Source organism: Planctomyces sp. SH-PL14 (assembly GCF_001610835.1).
Lineage (GTDB): Bacteria > Planctomycetota > Planctomycetia > Planctomycetales > Planctomycetaceae > Planctomyces_A.
Genome location: NZ_CP011270.1, coordinates 5,193,637 through 5,217,682, shown reverse-complemented (window position 1 = coordinate 5,217,682; position 24,046 = coordinate 5,193,637). Strand labels below are relative to the sequence as shown.

17 protein-coding genes are annotated in these 24,046 nt (G+C 65.9%); 9 read left to right on the top strand and 8 right to left on the bottom strand.

Annotated elements, in window-relative coordinates:
• Positions 1 to 99: 99 nt before the first annotated feature.
• Positions 100 to 1,728, top strand: coding sequence for a PPC domain-containing protein (locus tag VT03_RS19930; RefSeq protein ID WP_075094608.1), 1,629 nt, complete (start codon positions 100 to 102; stop codon positions 1,726 to 1,728).
• Between the two features lie 530 nt (positions 1,729 to 2,258).
• Here VT03_RS19930 and VT03_RS19925 read toward each other — a convergent pair.
• Positions 2,259 to 4,112 (bottom strand): M3 family oligoendopeptidase, encoded by a 1,854-nt coding sequence (locus VT03_RS19925; RefSeq protein ID WP_075094607.1) that lies wholly within the window; start codon positions 4,110 to 4,112, stop codon positions 2,259 to 2,261.
• A 178-nt stretch (positions 4,113 to 4,290) separates the two neighbouring features.
• On the opposite strand from VT03_RS19925, the gene aspS reads away from it, so the two are divergent.
• Both aspS and VT03_RS19915 read left to right on the top strand, forming a co-directional pair.
• On the top strand, positions 4,291 to 6,063 hold the full coding sequence (gene aspS, locus VT03_RS19920; RefSeq protein WP_075094606.1) for an aspartate--tRNA ligase: 1,773 nt from the start codon (positions 4,291 to 4,293) through the stop codon (positions 6,061 to 6,063).
• Positions 6,064 to 6,158: 95 nt separating this feature from the next.
• Complete coding sequence (locus tag VT03_RS19915) at positions 6,159 to 6,620, top strand: hypothetical protein (protein ID WP_075094605.1); 462 nt, start codon at positions 6,159 to 6,161, stop codon at positions 6,618 to 6,620.
• 631 nt (positions 6,621 to 7,251) lie between these two features.
• On the opposite strand, the gene VT03_RS19905 is transcribed toward VT03_RS19915, so the two are convergent.
• Positions 7,252 to 7,881, bottom strand: a complete 630-nt coding sequence (locus VT03_RS19905; RefSeq protein WP_075094603.1) for a class I SAM-dependent methyltransferase — start codon at positions 7,879 to 7,881, stop codon at positions 7,252 to 7,254.
• Positions 7,882 to 8,442: 561 nt separating this feature from the next.
• Between VT03_RS19905 and VT03_RS19900 the strand changes: the two genes are divergently transcribed.
• The 3 genes from VT03_RS19900 (at position 8,443) to VT03_RS19890 (ending at position 12,920) form a co-directional block, all read left to right on the top strand.
• Positions 8,443 to 9,501, top strand: a complete 1,059-nt coding sequence (locus tag VT03_RS19900) for an ATP-binding protein (protein WP_075094602.1) — start codon at positions 8,443 to 8,445, stop codon at positions 9,499 to 9,501.
• Positions 9,502 to 9,604: 103 nt separating this feature from the next.
• The gene (locus tag VT03_RS19895; protein WP_082846373.1) at positions 9,605 to 10,741 is read left to right on the top strand and encodes an alpha/beta hydrolase family protein; all 1,137 of its coding nucleotides are present in this window, start codon (positions 9,605 to 9,607) and stop codon (positions 10,739 to 10,741) included.
• A gap of 412 nt (positions 10,742 to 11,153) precedes the next feature.
• On the top strand, positions 11,154 to 12,920 hold the full coding sequence (locus VT03_RS19890; protein WP_075094601.1) for a protein kinase domain-containing protein: 1,767 nt from the start codon (positions 11,154 to 11,156) through the stop codon (positions 12,918 to 12,920).
• A 33-nt stretch (positions 12,921 to 12,953) separates the two neighbouring features.
• Here the strand turns inward: VT03_RS19890 and VT03_RS19885 are convergent, their stop codons facing one another.
• From VT03_RS19885 to VT03_RS19875, 3 genes are all read right to left on the bottom strand, one after another.
• Positions 12,954 to 14,153 (bottom strand): DUF6754 domain-containing protein, encoded by a 1,200-nt coding sequence (locus VT03_RS19885; protein WP_156514633.1) that lies wholly within the window; start codon positions 14,151 to 14,153, stop codon positions 12,954 to 12,956.
• A gap of 154 nt (positions 14,154 to 14,307) precedes the next feature.
• Positions 14,308 to 15,420 (bottom strand): hypothetical protein, encoded by a 1,113-nt coding sequence (locus tag VT03_RS19880; RefSeq protein WP_231870484.1) that lies wholly within the window; start codon positions 15,418 to 15,420, stop codon positions 14,308 to 14,310.
• A 104-nt stretch (positions 15,421 to 15,524) separates the two neighbouring features.
• Positions 15,525 to 16,502 (bottom strand): YdjY domain-containing protein, encoded by a 978-nt coding sequence (locus VT03_RS19875; RefSeq protein WP_075094598.1) that lies wholly within the window; start codon positions 16,500 to 16,502, stop codon positions 15,525 to 15,527.
• Between the two features lie 380 nt (positions 16,503 to 16,882).
• Here VT03_RS19875 and VT03_RS19870 point away from each other — a divergent pair, with 380 nt between their 5' ends.
• The gene (locus tag VT03_RS19870) at positions 16,883 to 17,641 is read left to right on the top strand and encodes a class I SAM-dependent methyltransferase (RefSeq protein ID WP_156514632.1); all 759 of its coding nucleotides are present in this window, start codon (positions 16,883 to 16,885) and stop codon (positions 17,639 to 17,641) included.
• Positions 17,642 to 18,260: 619 nt separating this feature from the next.
• The gene (locus VT03_RS19865; protein WP_197489016.1) at positions 18,261 to 19,517 is read left to right on the top strand and encodes a protein phosphatase 2C domain-containing protein; all 1,257 of its coding nucleotides are present in this window, start codon (positions 18,261 to 18,263) and stop codon (positions 19,515 to 19,517) included.
• A gap of 440 nt (positions 19,518 to 19,957) precedes the next feature.
• On the opposite strand, the gene VT03_RS19860 is transcribed toward VT03_RS19865, so the two are convergent.
• Positions 19,958 to 20,425, bottom strand: coding sequence for a response regulator (locus tag VT03_RS19860; protein WP_075094596.1), 468 nt, complete (start codon positions 20,423 to 20,425; stop codon positions 19,958 to 19,960).
• 353 nt (positions 20,426 to 20,778) lie between these two features.
• Here VT03_RS19860 and VT03_RS19855 point away from each other — a divergent pair, with 353 nt between their 5' ends.
• Entirely contained in the window at positions 20,779 to 21,123 is a 345-nt protein-coding gene (locus VT03_RS19855; protein WP_075094595.1) for a twin-arginine translocase TatA/TatE family subunit, read from the top strand.
• Between the two features lie 325 nt (positions 21,124 to 21,448).
• On the opposite strand, the gene VT03_RS19850 is transcribed toward VT03_RS19855, so the two are convergent.
• On the bottom strand, positions 21,449 to 22,246 hold the full coding sequence (locus tag VT03_RS19850; RefSeq protein ID WP_231870483.1) for a glycosyltransferase family 2 protein: 798 nt from the start codon (positions 22,244 to 22,246) through the stop codon (positions 21,449 to 21,451).
• 186 nt (positions 22,247 to 22,432) lie between these two features.
• Positions 22,433 to 23,833, bottom strand: a complete 1,401-nt coding sequence (locus VT03_RS19845) for a sigma-54-dependent transcriptional regulator (protein ID WP_082846371.1) — start codon at positions 23,831 to 23,833, stop codon at positions 22,433 to 22,435.
• Positions 23,834 to 24,046 lie beyond the last annotated feature (213 nt).

Genomic DNA, 24,046 nt, shown 5'->3' with positions numbered 1-24,046 from the left:
TCTAGAGTCTAGGGAGAGGAAGGGGAGTTCTCCTCGCCACTCGCCCAGGACGCCCCGTTGCCTTCGTGCCGTGTTGAGTTCTTGAAAGGCTGTCCTGCAGTGCCGTTCTCGTTCCTCCGGTCTTCCGTCCTCGCCATTGCCGCTCTCGTTCCCGCCTGGGTCCTGGCCGCTCCGCCGGCGGTGACCGGGATCTCTCCCGCCGGGGTCCAGGCCGGGAAGTCCGTGACCGTCTCGTTCGTGGGGGCCGCGGGGGAACCTGTTCCGCAGGTCTGGTTCAGCCGCCCCGGGATCACGCTGGCCCCGACCGACAAGCCGAAGGAGTGGACACTGACCGCCGCTCCGGACTGCCCGCCGGGGATCGTCTGGATTCGCTTCTTCAACGATGAGGGGGCGAGCGACCTGCGGCCGGTCTTCGTCGGCACGCTCCCCGAGATCGCCGAGGTCGAGCCGAACAACACAAACGCCCAGGCCCAGAAGGTCGAAGCTCTGCCGGTCGTCGTGAACGGTGTCCTCCACAAGGGGGGCGAAGTCGATGCCTTCTCCGTCACGCTCGAAGCGGGACAGACCCTCACAGCCTCCGTCGAGTCTCATCGCAGCCTCGGCACACCGATGGACGGCGTCCTCCAGATCGCCACCCCGGACGGGTTCGTCCTCGTCCAGAACGACGACGACCGGGGCAACGACCCCCAGCTTACCTTCACCGCCACGCGCCCCGGTCCGTACCTCGTCCGGGCCTTCGCCTTTCCCGCCGATCCCAACAGCACGATCAACTACGCCGGGGGCGAGGGCTACATCTACCGCCTGCTCCTCACGACGGGTCCGGTGATCGACCACACCGTCCCGCTGGCGGTCGCGAGTCCGACCCCCGCACCGCTCGCTCCCGTCCGAACCGGCATCGCCCCGGACGCTGCGCCGCTCACTCCTGTGCTTATCGACGAGACCGCGATCCTCCCGGCGGCTGAGCCGTCGACGCTGCTCGCTCACCGGCTCCCGCTGGTCTCGCATGCCACGCCTATCGAAGCGGCTCCGGCGGAGCCGAACACGCCCCAGCTCCTCACGGTGCCGATGTCGCTCACCGGCCACGTGAGCGCTCCGGGCGAAGTCGACCGGTACCGGTTTGCGGGTAAGAAGGGGGAATCGCTGCGACTGGCGGTCGATGCCCGGCGATTCGACTCGCCGCTCGACGCCGTCCTGCGGCTCTTCGGTCCCGACGGGAAGCTCATCAAGGAGCAGGACGACGATGGCCGCCGGTCCTACGACATCGACTTCAACCAGTCGCTTCCGGCCGACGGCGAATACCGCCTCGAAGTGACCGACCGTTTCCGCCACGGCGGACCGCGGTACGCCTACCTCCTGACCGCCGAACCGACCGTTCCCGATTTCGATCTGAACGTCGACACGAACCGCTGGACGCTGAAGGCCGGAACGCCGCTGGAGATCCCGGTGACGATCGCCCGGCGGGCCGGGTTCAAGGACGAGATCGTGTTCGAAGTCGAAGGACTCCCGGCCGACGCCGAAGTGACGCTCGCGGAGACGAAGTCCCAGGCGATGGGGGATTCCGCCAAGAGCGTGAAGCTCAAGATCGAGACGAAGCGAACAACGCCGCTGAACGTCCCGCTCAAGATCATCGGCAAGGCGGGCGACCGCCGCCGCGTCGCCGATGGCCCGATCTCCGGGGTGTCGGACCGGATCACGGCGCTCTGGCTGACGATTGTCAAAGGCTCGTGATCGGCAATCCGCGCTCGGATGCGTGGAGGATTTGAAACACAGAGGCACGGAGAGCGCAGAGGAATTTGCAGGGAGCCGTGAGACGTCTGTGGAAGAAGGAGTGAGCCACAGATGGACACAGATCAACACAGATAAGGCGGGGAACACGGAACTCCCAGCTCCATGCTCTTCTCTCCGGACTAGTGAGCATTAGCGAAAATCAGTGTTCCTCTGTCTCTTCTCGGAGAGTTACGGAACACTCATCGTCACTAATGACCGCTAATCCGGAGAGGTCCTCTTCTCCGTGCTCTCTGTGCCTCTGTGTTTCCCAAATCCGAAGGCTTCCCGAACAGTCCGCCGTCGGCTGGCATTCCGGGCGAACCGTGTCGCTGTGGCTGACGGTCGTGATCGTCAGTAGCCATCTCGCTCCGCGAGATGAGCTCCCGACCCGCGCTTTCGAACCGTGAGCGGCGTCTCGATCCAAAACGAAACGGAGGCGCGGGAGTCGTTTGAACACGCCGCTCGCGCGCTCGTCTCGCGGAGCGAGACGGCTACATTCCCAGGCTGTCGGCCAAGTCGCAGAACGCTTTCACCCGTGTCTCGATGACGTCGAGACTGCGGTTCCAGAACTCCGGCTTCGTCAGGTCGTAGCCCAGCGTCTGCTGGAGCGCGTCTTCCGTCTGCCGGTTCCCGGTCGCGATCAGGAACTCGCGGTAACGCGCGGGGAAATTCGTCTTGTCCGTCGCCGCCACCGCGTACAGGCCCTGCGACAGCAGGTAGCCGAACGTGTACGGGAAGTTATAGAACGGCCAGCCGCCGATGTAGAAATGGAGCTTCGAGATCCAGAAGCCCGGATACCAGCCGTCATCGGCGAAGGCTCCCAGGTAGGCCTCCTTCTGGGCCTCCTGCATCAGCTCGCTCAGCCGCGCCGTTGTCAGCTCCCCCTGCGGACGCTCCTTGTGGAACCGGTCCTCGAACAGGAACCGGGCGTGGATGTTCATCAGGAAGGCGACCGAGTCCGCCAGCAGGTTGTCGAGGAGCGCCAGCCGGGCCCCCGTCGACTTCGCTTCGACGAGCCGCTGTTCGTTGAGGACCGCTTCGGCGAACGTCGAGGCGGTCTCGGCGAGGTTCATCGGGTAGTCCTGGAGCAGGAGCGGCTCGTTCCGCAGGACGTACGAGTGGTACGCGTGGCCGAGCTCGTGGGCCAGCGTCGACATGCTGTCCGCGGTCCCGGTGTAGGTCATGAAGACGCGCGTCTCCTTCTTCGTCGGGATCCCGGTACAGAACGCCCCCTGCTTCTTGCCGGGTCGGTTCTCGGCCTCGGTCCAGCCGGTCTCGATCGCCATCCGGGCGAACTCGCCGAAGTCCGGGCTGAACTCCGTGAAGGTCCGGATCACGAGGTCGCACGCCTGGTCATAGGTCAGCTCGCTCTCGTTCCCGGCGATCCCCGGCGGCAGCGGCGCGATCTGGTCGTACCACGAGAGCTTTTCGAGGCCCAGGAGCTTGGCCTTCCGCTCGAGGTAGGGCAGGAGCATTTTCTTGCGGTCGGTAATCGTCCCCCACATCGTGTCGAGCGTGCCGCGGGTCATCCGGTTCAGCCGCAGCGGCGCGTCGAGGTGGTCCTGCACCTTGAGCCGCTTGTACTTCGTCAGCCGGGCACCGGAGATGTGGTTCAGAGCGTCGGCACAGGTGTCACCCAGCGTCCCCCAGGCTTTGTCGGCCGCATAAAAATTGTTCTGCCGGACGCTCCGCTCGGGCATGTCGTACTGGATCTGGCCGACCGACTTCCGGACGACGTTCCCCTTCTCCATGACCTCGATCCGCAGCTCCCCGGAGATCCGGTCATAGAGCCGCGACCACGCCGAGAGCCCGTCGACGCTCAGCTCGGACAGGAGCTGCTCCTGCTCCCGCGGCAGCCGGAAGGTGGCGTTCCGACCCGCCTCTTCGAGGAAGAACGCGACCGCCTTCAGCCGCGGATCGCCATCGATGAAGATTTTCACTTTGTCGGCCGGGACGCCGACGAAGGCCAGCTCCACCGTCGTCAGGACCTTGGACCGGAGCGGCCAGAGAGCCGACAGGAGCCCCTCGACCCGCTGGAACTCCTTGTTTTCCGCCTGGTCGGCCGAGTGGCAGCCGACGAACGCCGACAGGTCCTCGAACCGTCCCAGGACCGCGGCCAGACGCTCCAGGTAGGCCCCCCAGGTCCCGCTGGCCCCGGCGGCGGTGATCGCCGGCAGCGTGTCGGCATCCGCGGCCAGGGTCTGGAGTTCGGTCGAGAAGCCTGACAGCAGGGTCTTGAATTCCGCCGTCTGGGGATTCGGGAACAGGGCGTCCAGATTCCAGTTGAGAGGGTAGCGGCCTGCGGCGGGGCGGGCCGGGGTAGATGGGGCGACGGCAGCGGTCATGCGGTTCTCCAGGGAGGCGAACCGCAAGTATAGTGGCTGGGTCGAATTATGGGGCATTGCGACCCCTCCCGGCCGCTCCCTATCATGCCTCCCCACGAAATTCCGTCTTGGTCTGCGCCCCGGTCCGTCCGGTTCCGGCCGAACCGAGCTCCGCCCTTACGTTTACGAATCGATAGCCGTGCTTCGGACACATACCTGCGGTGAACTGCGACCCTTTCACGCCGGCCAGACGGTGACGCTCTGCGGCTGGGTGGACAAATACCGCGACCACGCCGGCATCGTCTTCATCGACCTCCGGGATCGTTACGGCAAGACCCAGATCAAGTTCGACCTCGCGGACTCGTCGGAGATCCAGCAGCAGGCCCGTCACCTGCGGCACGAGGACGTCGTGCAGGTGAGCGGCAAGGTGGTCCAGCGGCCCGAGGGGCTTGCGAACCCCAAGCTCTCGACGGGCGAAGTCGAGCTTCTCGTCAACGAGTTTTCGCTCCTCAACAAGAGCAAGACGCCGCCGTTTGAGCCCGAAGGGCAGTCGATCCCGAACGAGGAGATCCGGCTGGAGCATCGCTACATCGACCTGCGGCGGCCCGCCCTCCAGCAGAACCTCATCCTCCGCCACAAGCTCACGATGGCGGTCCGGCAATACTTCGACCGGCTCGGGTTCCTCGAGATCGAGACCCCGATGCTCGGCAAGAGTACGCCGGAAGGAGCCCGCGATTACCTCGTCCCGAGCCGCGTCCATGAAGGGCACTTCTACGCCCTGCCGCAGTCGCCGCAGCTCTACAAGCAGCTCCTGATGGTCGGCGGTCTCGACCGCTACTTTCAGATTGCCCGCTGCTTCCGCGACGAAGACCTCCGGGCCGACCGGCAGCCGGAGTTCACGCAGATCGACGTCGAGATGGCGTTCGTCGAGCGGGACGACATCCTCAACGCGATCGACGGTCTCGTGGCCGAGATGACGAACCAGCTCCGCAACGAGAAGATCGAGCTGCCGCTGAAGCGATACACCTACCAGGAATGCATGGAGAAGTACGGCAGCGACAAGCCGGACCTGCGGTTCGGCCTGCCGATCGTCGACATCGGCGAGATCGCGGCGGAGTGCGACTTCGGCGTCTTCAAGCAGACGGTCGCCGCTGGCAACCGCGTCCGCGGGATCAACGCCAAGGGGGCAGCGGAGAAGTACAGCCGCAAGATGCTCGACGTCGACATGAAGGGCCTCGTCGCCGAGTACGGCGCGAAGGGTGTCGCCTACTTCAAGGTCGCCGGCGGGAAGCTGGAATCGTCCATCGCCAAGTTCTTCACCGAGGACCAGCAGCGGGCGATCGTTCAGAAGTTCGAAGGCCAGGACGGCGACCTGCTGCTGTTCGTGGCGGACACCTTCAAGGTGACGAGCGCCGCTCTCTCGGCGATCCGCAACAAGCTCGGCCGGGAGCTGGAGCTGTACGATCCGCGGTCGATGCAGACCTTCTGGGTCATCGACTTCCCGATGTTCACCTGGAACGCCGAAGAGAACAAATGGGACGCGGAGCACCATCCGTTCTGCGCGATCCATCCGGAGGACGCTGAGTACCTGCAGACCGACCCGGGCCGCGTGCGGGCGAACTCGTACGACCTCGTCTGCAACGGTTACGAGGCGGCGAGCGGCAGCGTCCGCGTGCACGACTCCAAGACCCAGGCCCGGATCTTCGAACTGCTGAACATCAAGGCCGAAGAAGCCGAGGCCCGCTTCGGGTTCTTCCTCGACGCGCTCCGGTACGGGGCCCCGCCGCACGCCGGCGTGGCCCTTGGTCTCGACCGGTGGGTGATGCTGTTCACGGGTGGTGAGAACATCCGGGACGTGATCGCGTTCCCGAAGACGCAGAAGGCGGCGGACGCGATGAGCGGCGCCCCGAGCGTTGTCGATTTCAAGCAGCTCCGCGACCTGCGGATCAAGATCGATATTCCGGCCAAGTGAGGGTGGAGTTTTCAGTCGTCAGTTTTCCGTGATCAGTCAGAGGTCGGTTGAGAGGCGTGCCTTCGGGATTCGTTTGCCAGCGAAGTGGAGGAGTCATGTCCGACAAGTCCGCGTTCGACCCCGCCCCCGCGCATCGGTTTTTCGCGGCGGACTGTTTCAACCGGGCCTGGGATCTGATGGACCTGGCCGATCGGACGGCGGCCTACGATCTGGCGCTGATCGATCTGGTGCATGCCTCGATGTGGCACTGGTCGCAGCGGCCGGATGTGACGGATCTCAGTCGGTCGATCGGCTACTGGCAGGCATCGCGGGCGTATGTCGTTGTCGGGCAGGCGGAGAATGCCCGGCGGTACGGGCAGCTTTGTCTCGACATCACGCCGGCGGACGAGCCGTTTTATGCGGGCTATGCCCATGAGGCGCTGGCGAGGGCGGAGTTTGCGCTCGGGAATGTCGAGGCAGGGCGGCGGCATCTGGAGCGGGCGAAAGAGCTGGCCACGGCGGTGCCTGCGGAGGGGGATCGCGAGGCGCTGCTGAAGGATCTGGCTAACCTGGGGTGAGTTCACCGATGGCCGGGAGAAGGCTTGCCGGCGCAGCTCGAACAAGAGAGTCGAGCGGGGGGCGTCAGCGCCCTGATCCCGCGCTCAACCTGGCTCTCCGAAGGAATTGAGCCACAGATAAACACAGATGCACACAGATCAGAGCAGCGCTGCAGAATAGTCCCGGCAGGGACGACAGAAAGTAGCCCCCGTTTCAACGGGGGGGGGGACGCGACGGCATTTCAATCGAGTCCCGGTAGGGACGGAAGAACACAACGGTCCGCGGCACCTCGATTGTCTCTTTCGTCCCTGTCGGGACTGCGCTGTCGGGCTGCGGAGCCGGGCCCCACCCTTGAAAGGGTGGGCTATTTTCGGCCGTCCCTGAGGGACTTCCTGGGATGGGAGCTCCCTTACACCTCATCGCTCGCCCTGGAATCGCCGCGAGTTGATGTGGGGGCATACGACACGGTGTCCGCGCTTGGACACGCCCTCCTGCAGACATCTCTCGACGGCCAGGCCTCCGGCGGGCAAAGGGGCATTCTGCCCCCCTGCACCCCCCTGACCAGGGTCCCCCTGGACCTGGCTCCTGGGGCGGTCACCTTCGAGGACCGTCCCCTCTACCTTCCGCCTTAAGCCTCCGGCCTCTCCCCAATCAGGCGGCGCCGCGCTTCTTCTTGCCCAGCAGAATGTCCCGCACAACACGATGCCACTCCAGCCGGCTGAGAGCGGGGGAGGGAACCGTCATCGAGACAATCGTGGCCGCAATCTTCTTCTCGCCCATCAGCCACTTAAGACTGAGAAGGAAGCCGAGACCATCGGCAAACTGCGAGATATCGCAGCGGCCGGGGAACTGCGAGAGGTGCTCGCGCCACGCGTTCAGACGGCCAGCGTCGATCGAGCCCGGCGTCGTGAAGCCCTGGGGCTCAAACAGGACGAGACGGCCGCTCGGCTTGAGACACGACAGCAGGTTGGCGGTGGCGGTGAAGACTTCCGGACCGGTGAGCGGGCCGGAATAGACCTTCATGCCGCGGACGAGGATGGCGTCGAAGGCGTGGACGACGAACGGGACGTTGCCGGAGAGGGAGCCCTGGACGAGGCCATCGCCGGCGCGGGGGAGGGTGTCATCGATCCCCTGGGCGGTGCAGCCGATGTCGCGGAGTCCGCGGACGACGTTTCCGTCGCCGCAGCCGACATCGAGGATGGCCCCTTTGGAGTTGGCGGCAGGTCCGACGAGGGACTGCAGAAGTCGAGACGGGATCTGACCGGAAACCGTGGCCGACATGCGCCGCACTCCTCCCTGAGACTGCGGCGGACCGTCCTGGTCAGCGCCGCGCAAAGCGTACCGGTGGATTCGGCGGGTGGGCGGTTGGGTCTCAAGGGAACTTTGCGGAACCGTCAGAGCTTCGCGCATCCTCCCAGTTTGACAGGTCATTAAAGAACCGGGGTCCAGGGGGCCACCCCTGGTGGGGAGTGCAGAGGGGCAACGCCCCTTTGCCCGCCGGAGGCCCGGCCGTCGAGAGATGTCTGAAGGAGATCGTGTCCAAACGCGGACACCGTGCCGTATGCCCCCCAAACCAACCCGCGGGGAATCCAGGGCCAGCGGTGAGTCCTCAACGCCGGTTCCACAAAGCGGTCGCCCGTTACTTACCACGGTTCCTCATGGAAGTGCCTCCGGCGGCAAGGGGGCGTGGCCCCCTTGACCCCGGCTCGCCGTCGCACGTTGGGTTTGAGCAATGGGAGCCGGGCCGGCCAGGACGCGGGTCGACCACTTGCATTTCTCCTACCAATCGCCCGTAATGCTTTTTACGCGAAGGAATTCGCCGCCACACCAAGTCGTGAGTTCATGGCCCCCCGGAAAATCCACGTCGTCATCGCCCAGGGGCAAAGCCTCAACCCCGCCAAAAAAGGGCTCGAGGAAGACCTCGCCGCCCGGCTCATCATGGAGCCGGGACTCGACGTCTCCATCGTCCCCCACCTCTACGACATGGCGGCCGACCACACCGGCCTGCTCCACCTCCGCAAACTCTCCGGTCCCATCATCGTCCTCTCGTGGCTCTACCCCCGGGCCGCCCACTGGACCCTCGACCGCCAGGGAGTCCGCGGCCGCGAAGGGACCGTCCTCCTCAAAGAGACCGACGAAGAGGAAGAACAGAACGCCGCTGCTCAAGGGATCGGCTCGACCGACGTCCCCAAACGCTTCATCTACTGCCTCGACCTCCGGATCCGGAACCGCGCCGAACCGTTCCTCGAAGAAGTCCGCCGCATCGCCCGCGAGCAGACGACCGAGACGGTCGACCTGATGAGCTGGATCGGCGGCTCCCCCACGCCGGCCCAGACCGAGCGGTTCCTCAACCCGCTGCCGATCGTCACTCTCCCGGGCACGCCGGAACCCGCGGCCGCTCAGGTCTCAAGCGGCACAGACGCGAACGGCCAAGCGGCGCTCCTCGTCGATCCCGTGAAGCGGCGGTGGTACCCGGTCATCGACTACTCCCGCTGCACGAACTGCATGGAGTGCATCGATTTCTGCCTGTTCGGCGTCTACGGCGTCGACACCCTCGACCGGATCCTCGTCGAGGCGCAGGACAACTGCAAAAAGGGCTGCCCCGCCTGCAGCCGTGTCTGTCCGGCGAACGCCATCATCTTTCCGCAGCACAAGTCCCCCGGAATCGCCGGAGCCGACGGTGAAGTCGCGGGACTCAAGATCGACCTCTCGAAACTGTTCGGCGGCGGCGACGGCAACGCGCTCGACATGGCGGTCGCCGAGCGCGACGCCGAGCTCCTCAAGGACGGCCGGGACGCCGTCGGGGCGGCGGTCGGGCTCAAGAAGCGGCAGGAACAGAAACCGGCCCGCGAGAAGGACGAACTCGACTCCCTGATGGACGGACTCGACGCGCTCAACTGATTCGCTCCCCGGCCACCTCACCGCACACCGTTTTCGATCCCCTTCCCCTCCCTCGCTCTCACCCCCTTCCCCCCGCTCCGGAAGGCCGGGCCAAAGGGTCACCATGCCTCTTCTGCGAGTCGTGTTCTCCGTGGCGTTCGGCGCCGCGCTCCTGGCTCTTCCGGCCTCGAAGGCGGCCGCCCAGACCAGCGATATCCCGCTCGGTCTTCACCAGACTCCGTCCGACTTCGTCGACGACTCAGGACGGCGGCAGCCGATCACGACCCGCGAGCAGTGGGAGGCTCGCCGGCAGGAGATTCTGAAGGGGATGGAGCGTGCGATGGGGCCGCTACCGGACCGGTCGAAGTTCTCGCCGCCGCTCCTGGAGGTCCTGGAGCGGGCTGAGCTGGAAGGGGGCGTGAAGCGGAACAAGATCCAGTACCACACCGACACCTTCCAGCGCAAGGTGCGGGCGTGGCTCTTTTTCCCTCCCTACACGCCGGGCAAGGACCCGGAGAAGCCGGCGGAGGACAAGCGGGCCGGAATCCTCTGCCTGCACCAGACGACCGGGATCGGGAAGGACGAGCCGTCGCTGCTCGCCGGCAATCCGAACCTGCACTACGCGCTCGAACTGGCTCAGCGGGGCTTCGTGACCCTCGCGCCCGATTATCCGAGCTTTGGGGAGTACAAGTACGAGTTCCCGCCGGAAGACGGCTACGTCAGCGGCACGATGAAGGCGATTGTGGACAACCTCCGCGCCGTCGACCTGCTGACGCAGTCCCTCCCGCGCGTCGATGGCGAGCGGATCGGCTGCATCGGGCATTCGCTGGGCGGGCACAACACGATGTTCACCGCCGCGTTTGATCCGCGGATCAAGGTGATGGTCTCGAGCTGCGGGTTCACGCGGTTTCACAAGTATTACGAGGGGAAGCTGGCTGGCTGGACGAGTGCCCGGTACATGCCGCTGATCGCGAAGGAGTACCACAACAACGCGGATGAGGTCCCGTTCGACTTCCCGGAGATTGTGGCCAGTTTTGCTCCGCGGCCGTTCCTGGCGTGTTCGCCGCTGCATGACAGTAATTTTGAAGTCAGTGGAGTCCGGGACTGCGTGGCGGCCGCGGCGCCGATCTACAAGCTGCTGGGTGCGGAAGGGAATCTGCGGGCGGAGTATCCGGACTGTGCGCACGATTTTCCGCCGGCAGTGCGTGAGGTGGCGTACAAGTTCTTTGAAGAGCATCTCGCGCCGAAGCCCGCGCAGTAGCCATCCCATCCACAACCGGGGTCCAGGGGGCCACCCCTGGTGGGGGGTGCAGGGGGGCGAAGCCCTCATGCCCGCCGGAGGCTTGGCTCGCCGGACACTGTCGGAAGGAGTGCGTGTCCAGGCGCGGACAACGTGCCGTATGCCCCCCAAACCAACTCGCGGGGATTCCGGAGCGAGTGGTGAGTCCTCGACGCCGGCTCCACAAAGCGGACGTCCGTTGCTTGCCACGGTTCCTCATGGAAGCGCCTCCGGCGGCAAGGGGGTGAGACCCCCTTGACCCCAGTCTGCCGTGGCACGTTGGGTTTGAGCTATGGACGTCGTGCCGGCAAGGCGCCGCGCTGTTGCCGGCACGGCGTCCTGACATAGGATGGCGGAGCCGCACCCACACCTCGTGCGGCCAGAAAAGGGCCCCATGTCGGACAACGCGGATTCCTCTGACACGACCGAGCGCCACCGGCCGCCCGGCGACGATCCCCACCGCACCGACGCCGTCGAGCCCGACCTGCTTCCCGACACCGAAGTCGACGAGGCCGACGAACCGATCGACCTCTCGTTCCTCGCGCCGCCGATCGAGCCCGGCTCCCTCGGCCGACTCGGCTCCTACGACATCCGGCAGATCCTCGGACGAGGCGGCTGCGGCATCGTCCTCCTCGCTCAGGACGAGAAGCTCCACCGGCTGGTCGCCATCAAGGTCATGCGGCCGGAACTGACCACGACCTCCCCCGCCCGCAAACGATTCCTCCGGGAAGCCCGCGCGGCCGCCGCGGTCCGCCACGACAACATCGTCACGCTCTACGCCGTCGAGGAGACGCCGCTGCCGTTCCTCGTCATGGAGTACGTCGCCGGACCGACGCTCCAGCAGCGGCTCGACGCCACCGGCCCCCTGCCCCTTCGCGAACTCCTCGTCGTCGGAGCCCAGATCGCCCGCGGGCTGGCGGCGGCGCACGAGCGGGGGCTCATCCACCGCGACATCAAACCGGGCAACATCCTCCTGGAGGAAGGACTCGACCGGGTCCGGATCACCGACTTCGGCCTCGCCCGCTCGCTCAACGACACGAGCGTCACCCGCACCGCCCTCATCTCCGGGACGCCGAACTTCATGTCGCCGGAACAGGCGCAGGGGCTCGGGCTCGACGCGCGGTCCGACCTCTTCAGCCTGGGGAGCGTGCTCTACTGCCTCTACACCGGCCGCGCTCCGTTTCGAGACACGAATGCGGTCCGAATCCTGTTCAAGGTGGTTCACGACGAGCCGCGTCCGATCAGCGACCTCATTCCGGAGACGCCCGCCTGGTTCCAGGCGATCATCACCCGGCTGCACGCCAAGTCCCCGGAGGACCGTTACGCCTCGGCCCGCGAGGTGGCACAGATCCTGGAGCGGTGCCTCGTCGACTGGCAGCAGGGACGCCCTTGCGACGTCGGCGGGAAGCCCGTTGACGAGAGCCTCACTCCGACCGTCGTCGATCAAGCTGCCGCGTCTCCCGCACCGGAGCGAACGCCCATACGACGCCGAGAGTGGCCGATCACCGTCGCTGCGTTCCTTGGCCTCGCCACTCTCGCATTCGGAGTGACACAGTGGGCGCGAGGGCCCCACCCCCGAGAGGTGAGTTCCAGTCCCGAAACGCCACACCCTCCCGCGCCGGCGGCCAAGCCTCCGGTCTATGAGATCGTCAAAGGGGGCCGGTGGCTCCGGGAGGGAGACGAGTTCGTCCAGGCGGAACCGGGGAACTTCGAGCTGTACTTCGGCGACCCGGAATGGACCGATTACGACGTCACGGTCGAATGTCTGTCGCATCCGGGCCTGCCGGATGCCCAGGGGGGAATCCTGCACTTCCGGGCGAGTTCACCTCTCAACTATCTCTCGTTCAACATCGGGTCGTACGGAGGGAGCTTCGATGAAGCGGTCCGGGTGGTCGGCGGACACTGGAGCCGCGACGCCCCTCTGCAGGGCCGGCGGCACCAGCACAATCAGTGGCAGCGGGTCCATGTCCGCGTGCGGGGCATGGAGATCGAGTGCCGCCTCGACGACCTCCCGCCGATCCGCTTCACCGAGACGACGCGGCTCAAGGGGCGAATCGCGCTCGTCACCTGGAACTCCGCCGTCCGCTGGCGAAAACTCCGCGTGACCGCGCCGGACGGGACCGTCCTGTGGAGCGGCTTTCCCGACGTCGCGAAGAAGTAGGCCGCCGGTCGTCGCCGGCACACAGGCGAAGACCTACTCGCCGAGCACCGAGTTCCGCAGGTACGCGGTCGCCGCCTTCAGCGACTGGCTGCCGGTGGCTGCCGCGACGAGGCTGAGAAGCACGCCGACGGCGACGACGACCGCCACGAAGAACTTGCCGAAGTCCTGCCCCTTGAGCGTCCCGAGCTGGTCGGGGTCGCCCGAGAGGTAGGCGCTGGCCGCGAAAAACTCTTCGCCGATCAGCGTGTAGTCGCACGCCGCGACGAAGAACGGGAGCTGCGCCGGCTGGGCCGTGCCGGCGATCTGGATGGCACCGATGGCGTTGCCGGTCTCGGCCAGGATCAGCGACTCCGCGAAGAACGAGCCCATGTAAAAGCAGGCGGCCGGTTTCTCCCGGACCATCTTCCCCGTGAGGTGCGCCACGTAGCCGAACTGTTCGTCGGTGACGTAGTAGGCGGCGTCCTCGCGGTACGCTTCCGGGTGGCCCGCCTTCGAGTAGGCGGCCGCCAGCGTCTCGCGGGCCGCGGTCATCACGAGCGAGCGGCTGGTCGGCACGTCGATCGGACAGTCATAGTCCGCCGCCCGCTCGCCGATGCGGCCCAGGATCGTCAGCCCGGCGATCGTCTGGATCTCGTTGATGTCATTGACGCCGGGGACGAAGAGGCAGGCCCGCCCCATTTCGGTCGCGCGGCCGACGGCATCCTCCATGGCGTCGAGGCCGGCGATCCGCCGGATCGTGTACCGCGCGCCGAGGCGCGAGCGGATGATGTACCAGATGACCGCGCCGCAGATCAGGAGCGAGATCGTGAGCAGCCAGAACCGCCGGCCGTCGAACCACTGCCGCCGGGGGCGGACCCCGTCGAGGCCGGTCTCGACGAACGCCGAGCGGGCTCCGGCGGCATCGACCGTCCGGATCCGGAACCAGTACGGCTCGCCGATGTTGAGCTCGGAGGCGCGAGCCGTGATCTCGTTGCGGCGCCGCTGCTCGGGCGTGGCCGTGACCTGGATCAGGTCCGCGTAGAGGCCGAGGTATTCCCCCGACATCTGGACCTGGTAGCGGACGGGATTCGCCGGATCGGTGTCCTCCTTCGCGAGGGGAAACCGGATGTCGAGGCTGGTCCCGTCATCCCAGGGACGGTCCTCGACGACCAGCCACTCCGGAGGGGGAACCGGGGCGGCGGACGATGCGGATACCCCGAACAGAGTGGCGACCAGCACCAGCAACGCCGTCACAAAAGCACGCCCTCCTCTTTCCTCCGTGCCTCTCCGTGTCCTCTGTGTTTCCAAACTCTTCCGGTGGAAGGAAGAGGAAAACACAGAGGGTACAGAGGAACACAGAGAGGATGCCCACGGGAGCACGGCGCTGCTCGCTTTGATGAGGCGGGTGCTAGACACCGACGATCTCCACATTGGCCCGCGGAATCACCAGCTCCCGGCCGTCGCGGCTCCGGACATGCAGGACGCGGGCCTTGGAGCCGGTCTGAAGCACATGCGGCTCATGCGGAAGGCGAGTCACTTCTCCCAGGACGCCGAAGTGCGGGTCGCGGATGATCCGCACGGCCGAACCGACCGCCAGCACCCCGCCGCCGTACTGCGAGCCCTCGGGAGCCGCGATCGACTCCTCCGGCCACGGGATCACGATCTCCGGCCGCAGGACGCCCGCCCGGATCTGCGTCGCCCCGTTGACCGCCGCTTCCGCTCCGTCGCGGGCCTTGAGCAGCGCGAAGGTCCGGTCCGCCATTGCGATGTCGCCGAACCCTTCGGTCACGATCAGCGTGATCCCGATCCGTTCGGTCCCGGTGATCGCCACCCCCAGGTCGCAACCCAGGATCGTCCGCAGATCCTGATCGTCGATCCCTCCTCCAATGAGGGCCGAGACACCAAGCTCGATCGCCCGCCGGACCGCATCGCCGTGAATCCGTCCGCCGGCGACGAGGATCGCCCCCTTATGCTCGGGCCGCAGCAGGCCAGGGACGAGCGGCTCGGCGGGCGTGGCGGTCACGGTGCGGATCGTCCCGTAGGCCTCGCCGCCGACGCCGAAGATCCCCTGCACGAAGGTCACCGGGGCTTCGACTACGACACCTTCGCCGGGAAGGACCTCGACGACCTCTCCCGTGGCATAGGCCCGGACCTGGACGGGGATCGGGGCTCCGCGGAGGAGGACCTGTCCTGTGACGTTCGAGATCGACTCGATGGTCCCCGGCTCCTTGGCCGACGCCTCTCTTGGGAACCAGCCGAACATCCCGGCGGACCGCGCCAGCACGAGGCCCGTGGTCTCCCCGTTCTCGCCAGCCGACTCCGTCACGGCCTCGCCGACGCGGCGGACCATGCACTTCGGCACATCCCCCGCCGAGACCCCGAGCTGATGGGCGACGTTGACGACCTGGATCTCGCCGGGGAGGGTCGTCGCGGCCACGACGTCCCGCGCCTGGACGCGAGCCCCCTCCCGGACCAGGACCTCCCCCGCGATGGGGAGCGAGCGGCGGGTACGAAACCGCATCCGTTCGGCCACCTGCAATCCCGGGGTGTAGGCGTGGGCCATGGGGGAGGGGCTGGGGTCTGGGGACGAGGGACTCGAGACGGGAAGACGAGCCGGCGACGCGGCTACTTGTCGGCGGGCTTGTCCGTCCCCTTGGCCTCCGGCTTGAGGATCGGCTTGAGTTCAAGCGTGACTTCCGTGCCGGTCTTGGGAAGACGCTCGGTGTAGGGCTCGAACTCGAGGCCGGCGTCGTTCGAGGCGCTGCTCTTCATCGCGATGTCGATCATCGCGTCGCCGAAATTCGCCACGCAGATCACGTTCCCCGCCTCGGCGAGGTAGTACTGCGTGCCGTCCGGCAGACGGTCGAAGACGCTGCCGGTGAAGACGAAGTTCGCCTCCAGCTCCTTGGTGCGGGTCCGGTCGTAGAAGCCCTGGATCGCTGCCTTCCACTTGGGGTCGGCCGACTTCGCCAGCCAGGTGTCTCGCTGCTTGTCACTCATCTGGCCGTACCAGATCAGCTCTTTCGTCATGTCGTCGTAACGCAGCTCATCGAACCGGTCGAGCGTGAGTCCGTCCGGGACCTTGTCGATCTTGCTGATGAAGTAGCGGTTCAGCGCGTGCCGGACGAGCTGCTGTCCCTTCCAGCTTTCCCGCTTCCCTTCGGCGTTCGTCCACGACGCCGTGATCTCGATCGCCTGTCCTTCCGGGGCGCGGTACTCGGGCTGGAACTGGACCGGCTTTCCGGTCTTGGCTCCCAGGGCCAGGAGTCCGCCGTGGATCACGAACGCCTCGGAATCGACGGCGAAGATCGACTCGTGCTCCTTCGTGTTCGCCTTGCAGACCAGCATCTCGAGGAGCCCCTCCTTGAGGCAGACCCGCCCCTTGAGGATCAGCTTCCCGGCCGCCTTGTCGAGGAGGACCGTCCCCTGCTTGTTCAGCGGGACCGGCTGGCTATCGGACGCGGGAGCCTCGGTCTTCGGGGCGGTCCCGGCCGGCGGGGCGGCCTCGGTCTTCGGCGGGGTCGTCTCCTGGGCGGAGGCGACGACAGTCCCCCCCAGGGCCAGGAGGAGTGCGGCGGCGAGACGGGTGACTTTGGAGGGCATTCGTCGATCCTCAGAGTTCGGAGGATGGAGAGGGGGGCGAAGGCCGCCGCTCCGGCTCCATCGTCATCCTATCAACCGGACGGAACTCACACACGGTGACGAACCGGGCTGCCGCGTTGGAAACCGTGTCACTGGCACAAAAAGTGGCGGTCGTCGAAGCAGGCTGACGCCGGAACAACCAGTTCCCGCCCCCGGTTCCCCGCGACGGCGACCATCGCGTTTTGACCGCCGGCCACGCCTGCCGGAGATTGCAAAACTGTAATGTTTCCGCGAAATCGTTTCGACGAAACCGCAGCGATCGCCCGACAGCGGCACTGTGTTTGCCAAACGGCGTTGAGGTCGGTGCCGAAGCCGACCGTCACCTGTTGGAGCCGCTCGCAATGGTTTCCTCGCGTCTCGATCTCCCTCTTTCCCGCGGGACCGCTCCGCGCCGCGGGGTGTTGAACCGCCTGATTGAGTTCCAGGGGATGCGGGAGTGGAGCTGCGAGGCGTACCGGGACGCGGTCCGGCACTGCTACGACGGTCCCGCGGGGGCGATTCTCCGGCTGGGGAGCCTGCTCTCGCTCCACGAGCCGCTCGTCGGCCGGCTGTTCGAGACGCGGCAGTTCGACCTGCGGGGGCGGCGGTCCCTTCTCGACATCGGTTCCGGCGCGGGGCAGATCCTGCGGCATCTTGTGGAGCGCGCGGATCCAGAGGCTTCGATCGTCGCCACCGACCTGTCTGCGCCGATGCTGGCCCGGGCGCGGACGAATGTCCGGAGTTCCCGGCCGCACTATGTCACAGCCGATCTCGTCCGGCTTCCGTTCCCCGACAACAGCTTTGACGCCATTACATGCGGCTGGGTGCTGGAGTACCAGAAGGATCCGGTCCCCGCCTTCCAGGAACTTCGCCGGGTGCTTCAGCCGGGGGGAACCTTGCTGGTGTTGGCGACGGAGGACTGCCTGAGCGGGGCGATCGTGAGCCGGGCGTGGAAGTGCCGGACGTACACGGAGGGGGAGTTGCACGACGCCTGTCTGGAGGCGGGGCTGGCGTGGCGGCAGCGGCTGTGGCTGACGCCGCTGCACAGGAGTTTGAAGGCGGGTGGGATCATTTTCGCGGCGGCGAAACCGGCGGCGTGGGAAAGTCGGTCTTCGAGATAAGGGCAGCGCGAGGTGTCGCGCATCGTTGTCTCCGAACGATCGACTTCTGAAGACGCGAGACTCTTCGGCCCAAAGGGCCAGGCATTCGCCCAGCTAGGGCCACCGGCCCTGGACTCAACCCGAAACAAAAGAACGACAGGCCTGAAAGGCCGGCCATTCCGTTCGGGCAAACTGACGGTTTGCCTTCACCACTCCGAACCGAACGGTTGGCCCGTTGGGCCGTCAACTTCTCTTGTCGGCACCGCCAGGGCCGATGGCCCTGGCTGGAAGAACGGATGACCCTTCGGGCCGCAATTCCAAGCAATCGGGCACTACCGCAACGGGTGTCCGCTTTGTGGGACCGGCGTTGAGGACTCACCGCTCGCTCTGGAATCCCCGCGGGTTAGTGGGGGGGGGCATACGACACGCTGTCCGCGTTTGGACACGCGCTCCTTCAGATATCTTCCGACGGCCAGGCCTCCGGCGGGCAAGAGGGCTTCGCCCCCTTGCATCCCCCACCAGGGTGCCCCTGGACCCGGTGAGTCTGGTTCGGTTTTCCGTGGATCGCTCATTTCCCTGTCGCTGAATCACTAGAATTCCCACCCCCGCCGCTCACTCCGCGACACGACGGATTCCCCACGTGCACGAAGCCAAAAACACCGCCCGCGCCCTCGTCCGCATCGGCTACGACGGACGCGTCCACAAGTTCTTCCGCGCCTCCAACGGCCGCGAACGGTTCGACAACGAACTCCGCGTCCTCAAATACCTCGAACGACGCGGCTGTGACTTCGTCCCCCGCGTCCTCGGCTACGACACCGAAACCCTCGAGCTCATCACCACCAACGCCGGCGCCCGCGTCGAACAGATGAGCGACGAAAAGATGAAGTCGCTCTACGCCGAACTGGAGAAATACGGCGTCCGCCACGAAGACGCGTTCCTCCGCAACATCACCTACCGCGCCCAAGACGGCCAGTTCTGCATCATCGACTTCGAGTTCGCTACCATCCTCGAACCCGATGCCGAAGCGGGCGAACACCCCTTCGACCTCCGCGGCGTCCCCAGCGCCTCCGGGGCCGAATCGGACTCCCTCAAGCTCCGCTGGTCCGGCACCACCGACCGCGGCCGCTTCCGCCCCAACAACGAGGACCAGCTCCTCCTCGTCGCCTTCAACACCGAGGAATTCACCTACCTCCCACGCGAGGGGGACGTCCACGTCGAGGACTTCGACTACGTCTTCGCCGTCAGCGACGGGATGGGGGGGGAGCTCTCCGGTGAGTTCGCCAGCAAGTTCGCCGTCGACAACATCACCCGCCTCATGCCACGGCGGTTCCGGATGTCCGATGCCCACAACCCCGGTGAGATCCGGACGCTTCTCGAAGACCTGTTCCTCGGCATCCACTTCCAGCTCACGACCCTCGGCGAGTCGTACGACGAAGGCCGGAACATGGGGGCGACGCTGAGCATGGTCTGGTACATCCAGGGGGTGTGCTACTACGGCCACATTGGCGACAGCCGCATCTACTTTCTGCCCAAGGGGGGGAAGATGCAGCAGCTCTCCGAGGACCACACGCACGTCGGCTGGCTGCGGCGATCCGGGCAGATCAATGAGCGGGAAGCGCGGAACCATCCGCGGAAGAACGTCCTGTCGCAGTCGCTGGGGTCGGGGAATCAGTTCGTGAAGCCGCACATTGGAGAGATCCGCTGTGACCGGGGGGACCGATTGCTGCTGTGCACCGATGGTGTGACCGACGGCCTGTGGGACCACGCTCTCGAAGATCTGTTGCGTCTCCCGGTTCGGGACGAAGGCGGGGTGCCGTCGGCGAACAAGATTGTTCGGGAAGCGGTCGCGGAGTCGGGGCGGGACAACGCGACGGCGATCGTGGTCGAGATTGTGTAGAGTGGCTCGAACATCGTTCTTGCCGGCACAGCGTCGCTAGCGCAAACCCATTGTGCGACGGCAGCCTGGGGTCAAGGGGGTCTCACCCCCTTGCCGCCGGAGGCGCTTCCATGAGGAACCGTCGTAAACAACGGATGTCCCCTTTGTGGAACCGGCATCGAGGACTCGCCGTTCGCTCTGAACTCCCCGCGGGTTGGCGAGGGGACGTCCGGCACGCTGTCCGCGTTTGGACACGGGCTCCTTCAGATAGTTTTCGACGGCCAAGCCTCCGGGGCGTTGCCCCTCTGCACTCCCCACCAGGGTGCCCCTGGACCCGGTGGGCGAATGATGTCGGCGCACGCAAAGAAAACCCGCCCGCCGGGAAAAGTGTCCGAAAGACCGAAGTCGGCTCTGGCCTCTCTACCTTCAGCCTTCCGCCTTAAGTCTTCGGCCTCTCTCCACTACTTCACCGCCCGGTCCCGAGCGAAAGACGCATCCACTTCATTCAGATACGCCAACAGCCGGTCCCGCTCATTCTTCAAATGCCGAACCCGGATCAACGACCGGACTCGCGTCAGCAACTCCAACCGATGCACCGGCTTCGTGAGAAAGTCGTCCGCGCCCGCCGCGACCGCCTTCTCAATATCACCCATCTCCCGCAGGGCCGTCACCATCAGCACCGGGATGTCCCGCGTCCCCTCTTCCCGCTTCAACTGCTCACAGACTTCGTAACCGCTCAGCTTCGGCATCATGATGTCGAGCAGAATCAGGTCCGGCTCGTCCGCCTGGGCCACTTCCAGCGTCTGCTTCCCGTCCACCGCCATCAGGATGTGATGCCCCTCCGGCGCCAGGTAGGCTTCAAGCAAATCCCGATTCTGCTGGTTGTCGTCAGCGATCAGGATGCGGCCAGGTTTGCGGGGTTCGCTCATTGCAGTGATTTTGACGGACACGCCCGTGCGGACGGGACCGGAAAAGGCGGAGGGGGATCGAAGCGGGCGATTCCAAGGGAAGTGTAGGGGGTGGCGCGGATCAGTGTAAGCGGCGGTTGCGGCGAACGGACGCCGCCGCCCGAGATCGCGTTGACACACACCGCCGCGGGGGTAGAATTCGGGATGAACTCCGCTTGAAGAACCTGCCGCCTGCGGGTCGTGAAGTGGGGACCCTCCATCCGGTGCTCCGCGGTCCCTCGTCGGGTTGATGCCCTCATCGCATCGCCGCGCCACTCCCACCTTGGTCCGTCGCCCACTCTGCCGACCGGCCATCTCCCGCAAAGGAACGTCCCATGTTCACGGAATTCACTTCCGGCCTCACGACCCTCGGCTTCATCTTCGGCAACGCCAACCCCTGGGAACTCATGATCCTGGGGATGATCGCCCTCCTGCTGTTCGGCAAGCGGCTGCCGGAAGTGGCCAAGAGCCTCGGCAAGGGAATCGTTGAATTCAAGAAGGGACTGGCCGGCGTGGAAGACGAGATCCGCGGCAGCGGAAGCTCCAGCTCCTCCAGCAACCGCTCCACCAACGTCCGCCGCCCGGAAGCGATCGACGAAGAGCCGATCGTCTCCGCCCCCAAGTTCGAACCCCCGAAGTCGGAACCGGTCGTCTCCGGTTCGAGCAGCGAACAGGCCTGATTCACTCTAAGTGATTGGTGGGATTGCATTAACAAGGCGGCCGGTTGGAATAACCGGCCGCCTTGTTCGTTTTCAGGTTCGAATCGCACCACGCCAACGGCGTGAAACAACCTCAGCCTGGGGCAACGCCCCAGGTTCGTGGCGCACATCAGTCGACAAGCCCTGAAGGGGCGCAACAATCCCGGTCGTTGTTGCGCCCCTTCAGGGCTTGGGCTCGCTCGCCTTTACCATACCTGGGGCGTTGCCCCAGGCTAAGGTGTTCAACGCCTTCAGCGTTCGGAATGCTCGCTGACCCCCTTCGCCGGGGCGGTCCGTCCACAACCGCTCAGCCCTCGCGCTTCTGGAAGATCTTGAACCGGGCCAGGCCCAGCTTCTGGAGCCAGAACTGCACCAAAATCAGAAGCGTCGTGTTCCCGTAGGTGATGCACCGCCGGAAGTTGATACTCGACGCCTGATCGAAGTACCGGACCGGGACCGGGATGTCGCCCAGCTTGAAGCCGAAGTAGACCGACTGCGCCAGGAACTGGCTGTCGAAGGCAAAGTCGTTCGTGTTGTTCTGCCAGGGAATCCGCTCCAGCACTTCCCGGCGATAGGCCCGGAACCCGCTGTGAAAGTCCCCCAGGTTCTGCCCCAGGGCGAGGTTCTCGGTCAGCGTCAGGAGGCGGTTGGCGATGTACTTCCACATCGGCATCCCCCCGGCCAGGGCCTCGCGACGGGTGCGGATCCGCGAGCCGAGGACCACGTCGCACGTCCCCAGCCGCATGATGTCGACCGCCACGCCGACCGCCCGCGCGTCGTACTGGTAGTCCGGGTGGATCATCACGACGTAGTCCGCGCCGGACTCCAGGGCCCGCGTGTAGCAGGTCTTCTGGTTCCCGCCGTAGCCCTGGTTGGACTCGTGGCGGATCACCGTCAGGCCCAGCCCCTGGGCGACTTCGACCGTGTTGTCCTTGCTGCAGTCGTCGACCAGGATGATCTCGTCGACGGCGTCCGGCGGCAGGTCCTCGACGGTCGCCTTCACGGTCGTCGCCGCGTTGTAGGCGGGCATGACGACGATCACCTTCCCGCGCGGAATGGCGGAAAGCGGCGTGGCGCGGGAGAAGTTCTCAGTGGTCGTGGACATGGAGGAGGAGGCTGAAGGCTGAAGGCGGAAGACTTAAGGCCGAAGGTAGAGGGGAAAGAGAGGGGCGTCTGCTTCGGTTTCCGCTTTGAGTGGGAAGTTGGACAAGTTCGGGGCAAGGAGAGCGGCCGGAGACGTCATGGCTGCTCTCTACCTTCAGCCTTCCGCCTTAAGCCTGTCCCCCTCTGTTCACGTTTCAATGTCGAGCTCTTCGATCTTGCGGTACAGGCTCGAAAGCCCCAGGCGAAGGCGTTTGGCGGCCTCCCGCTTGTCCGGGCACTGCCGGAGGACCCGCATGATGTGCAGCCGCTCGTAGTGCCGCAGAGCGGAGCGGAGGTCGTCGGTGTCGGGGAGGGGCTGGCCGACGCCGAGGAGGTCGGGCGGCAGGTCGTCGGGCTCGATCGACGTCTTGTCGCACATGATGACCGCCCGCTCGATCGCGTTGTCGAGCTGGCGGACGTTCCCCTTCCACTGGGCCGCCATCAGGAGGCGGATCGTCTCGCTGTTGGCGCTCGTGACCCGCTTCCGCATCGCCCGCGAGTGTCGGCCGACGAAGTGGTCGACGAGCTCCGGAATGTCGTCGAGCCGTTCCCGCAGGGGGGGAATGCGGAGCTTCATTCCGTCGAGGCGGTAGAAGAGGTCCTCCTGGAAACTCTGTTCGCCGACGAGCTTGAGGAGGTCCTGGCTGGAGGAGGCGATGATCCGGGAGGTGACGGCGTAGGTGTCGGTCCCGCCGACCGGCATGCTCTCCTGGTACTCCATCGCCCGGAGCAGCTTCGTCTGGGTCCCCATCGGGAGTTCGGAAATCTCGTCGAGGAAGACGGTCCCGGTCCCGGCGGTCCGGAGGATGCCAAGCTGGGCCTGTCCGGTGGACTCGCTGCCGAACAGTTCCGCTTCGAGTTGCTCGACCGGCCGCGTGGCGCAGTTCACCGCCAGGAACTTCTCGTCCTTACGGGGGCCGGCGGCGTGGATGGCGCGGGCGAAGAGTTCCTTGCCGGTACCGGTTTCGCCGACGAGGAGGACGTTGGAGTGGGTGGGAGCGATCTTGCTGATCGTGGCCAGGAGTTCCTGGAGCGGTTTGCTGGAGCCGACGATCTGGTCGAACTTCTGTGGCTGGGCGAGTTCGCGGCGGAGGGCCTGGTTTTCGAGGTAGAGGTCGCGGTACTGGAAGACGCGGCGGAGCTTGTTGTTGAGGTCCTCGTAGATGACCGGTTTGACGAGGAAGTCGAAGGCTCCGGCCTTGAAGGCCTCGACGGCGTTTTCGACCGTCGCGTAGGCGGTGATGATGAGGACGAAGACGGAGGGGTTGATCTGCTGGAGTCGCCGCTGGAGGACGATGCCGTCGCCGTCGGGCAACTGCACGTCGCAGATCGCGACATTGAAGTCGCGGGTGCGGGCGACCTGGAGGGCGTCGGCCATGGAGCCGGCCTGGGCGACGTCAAATCCTTCGCCGGTGAGGAATTCGGCCAGCGTCTTCCGGATGATCGCCTCGTCTTCGACGATCAGGACGGATCGGCGGACGGAGGGCGTCGCAGCGGATGCGGCGGCGGAGGGTGCAGGGGCAGGTGCGGATTCGTTGGGGGTGGGCATGAATCACGGGACCGGCAGTGAGTCGAGTCGAGTGAGTGTAAACGGTTTGGCAGGTGAGCGAAATCGGCAGCATTGTTGACCGGGGTCCAGGGGCACCCTGGTCAGGGGGTGCAGGGGGCAGAATGCCCCTTGCCCGCCGGAGGCTTGAGCCGTCGCGAGGTGTCTGAAGGAGAGAGTGTCCAAACGCGGAAACCGTGCCATATGCCCCCTTAC

Bases quoted from the DNA above. Each gene is read 5' to 3' on its own strand.
- VT03_RS19925 (WP_075094607.1), bottom strand. From the start codon at position 4,112: ATGACCGCTGCCGTCGCCCCATCTACCCCGGCCCGCCCCGCCGCAGGC.
- VT03_RS19915 (WP_075094605.1), top strand. From the start codon at position 6,159: ATGTCCGACAAGTCCGCGTTCGACCCCGCCCCCGCGCATCGGTTTTTC.
- VT03_RS19905 (WP_075094603.1), bottom strand. From the start codon at position 7,881: ATGTCGGCCACGGTTTCCGGTCAGATCCCGTCTCGACTTCTGCAGTCC.
- VT03_RS19900 (WP_075094602.1), top strand. From the start codon at position 8,443: ATGGCCCCCCGGAAAATCCACGTCGTCATCGCCCAGGGGCAAAGCCTC.
- VT03_RS19895 (WP_082846373.1), top strand. From the start codon at position 9,605: ATGCCTCTTCTGCGAGTCGTGTTCTCCGTGGCGTTCGGCGCCGCGCTC.
- VT03_RS19890 (WP_075094601.1), top strand. From the start codon at position 11,154: ATGTCGGACAACGCGGATTCCTCTGACACGACCGAGCGCCACCGGCCG.
- VT03_RS19880 (WP_231870484.1), bottom strand. From the start codon at position 15,420: ATGCGGTTTCGTACCCGCCGCTCGCTCCCCATCGCGGGGGAGGTCCTG.
- VT03_RS19875 (WP_075094598.1), bottom strand. From the start codon at position 16,502: ATGCCCTCCAAAGTCACCCGTCTCGCCGCCGCACTCCTCCTGGCCCTG.
- VT03_RS19870 (WP_156514632.1), top strand. From the start codon at position 16,883: ATGGTTTCCTCGCGTCTCGATCTCCCTCTTTCCCGCGGGACCGCTCCG.
- VT03_RS19860 (WP_075094596.1), bottom strand. From the start codon at position 20,425: ATGAGCGAACCCCGCAAACCTGGCCGCATCCTGATCGCTGACGACAAC.
- VT03_RS19855 (WP_075094595.1), top strand. From the start codon at position 20,779: ATGTTCACGGAATTCACTTCCGGCCTCACGACCCTCGGCTTCATCTTC.
- VT03_RS19850 (WP_231870483.1), bottom strand. From the start codon at position 22,246: ATGTCCACGACCACTGAGAACTTCTCCCGCGCCACGCCGCTTTCCGCC.
- VT03_RS19845 (WP_082846371.1), bottom strand. From the start codon at position 23,833: ATGCCCACCCCCAACGAATCCGCACCTGCCCCTGCACCCTCCGCCGCC.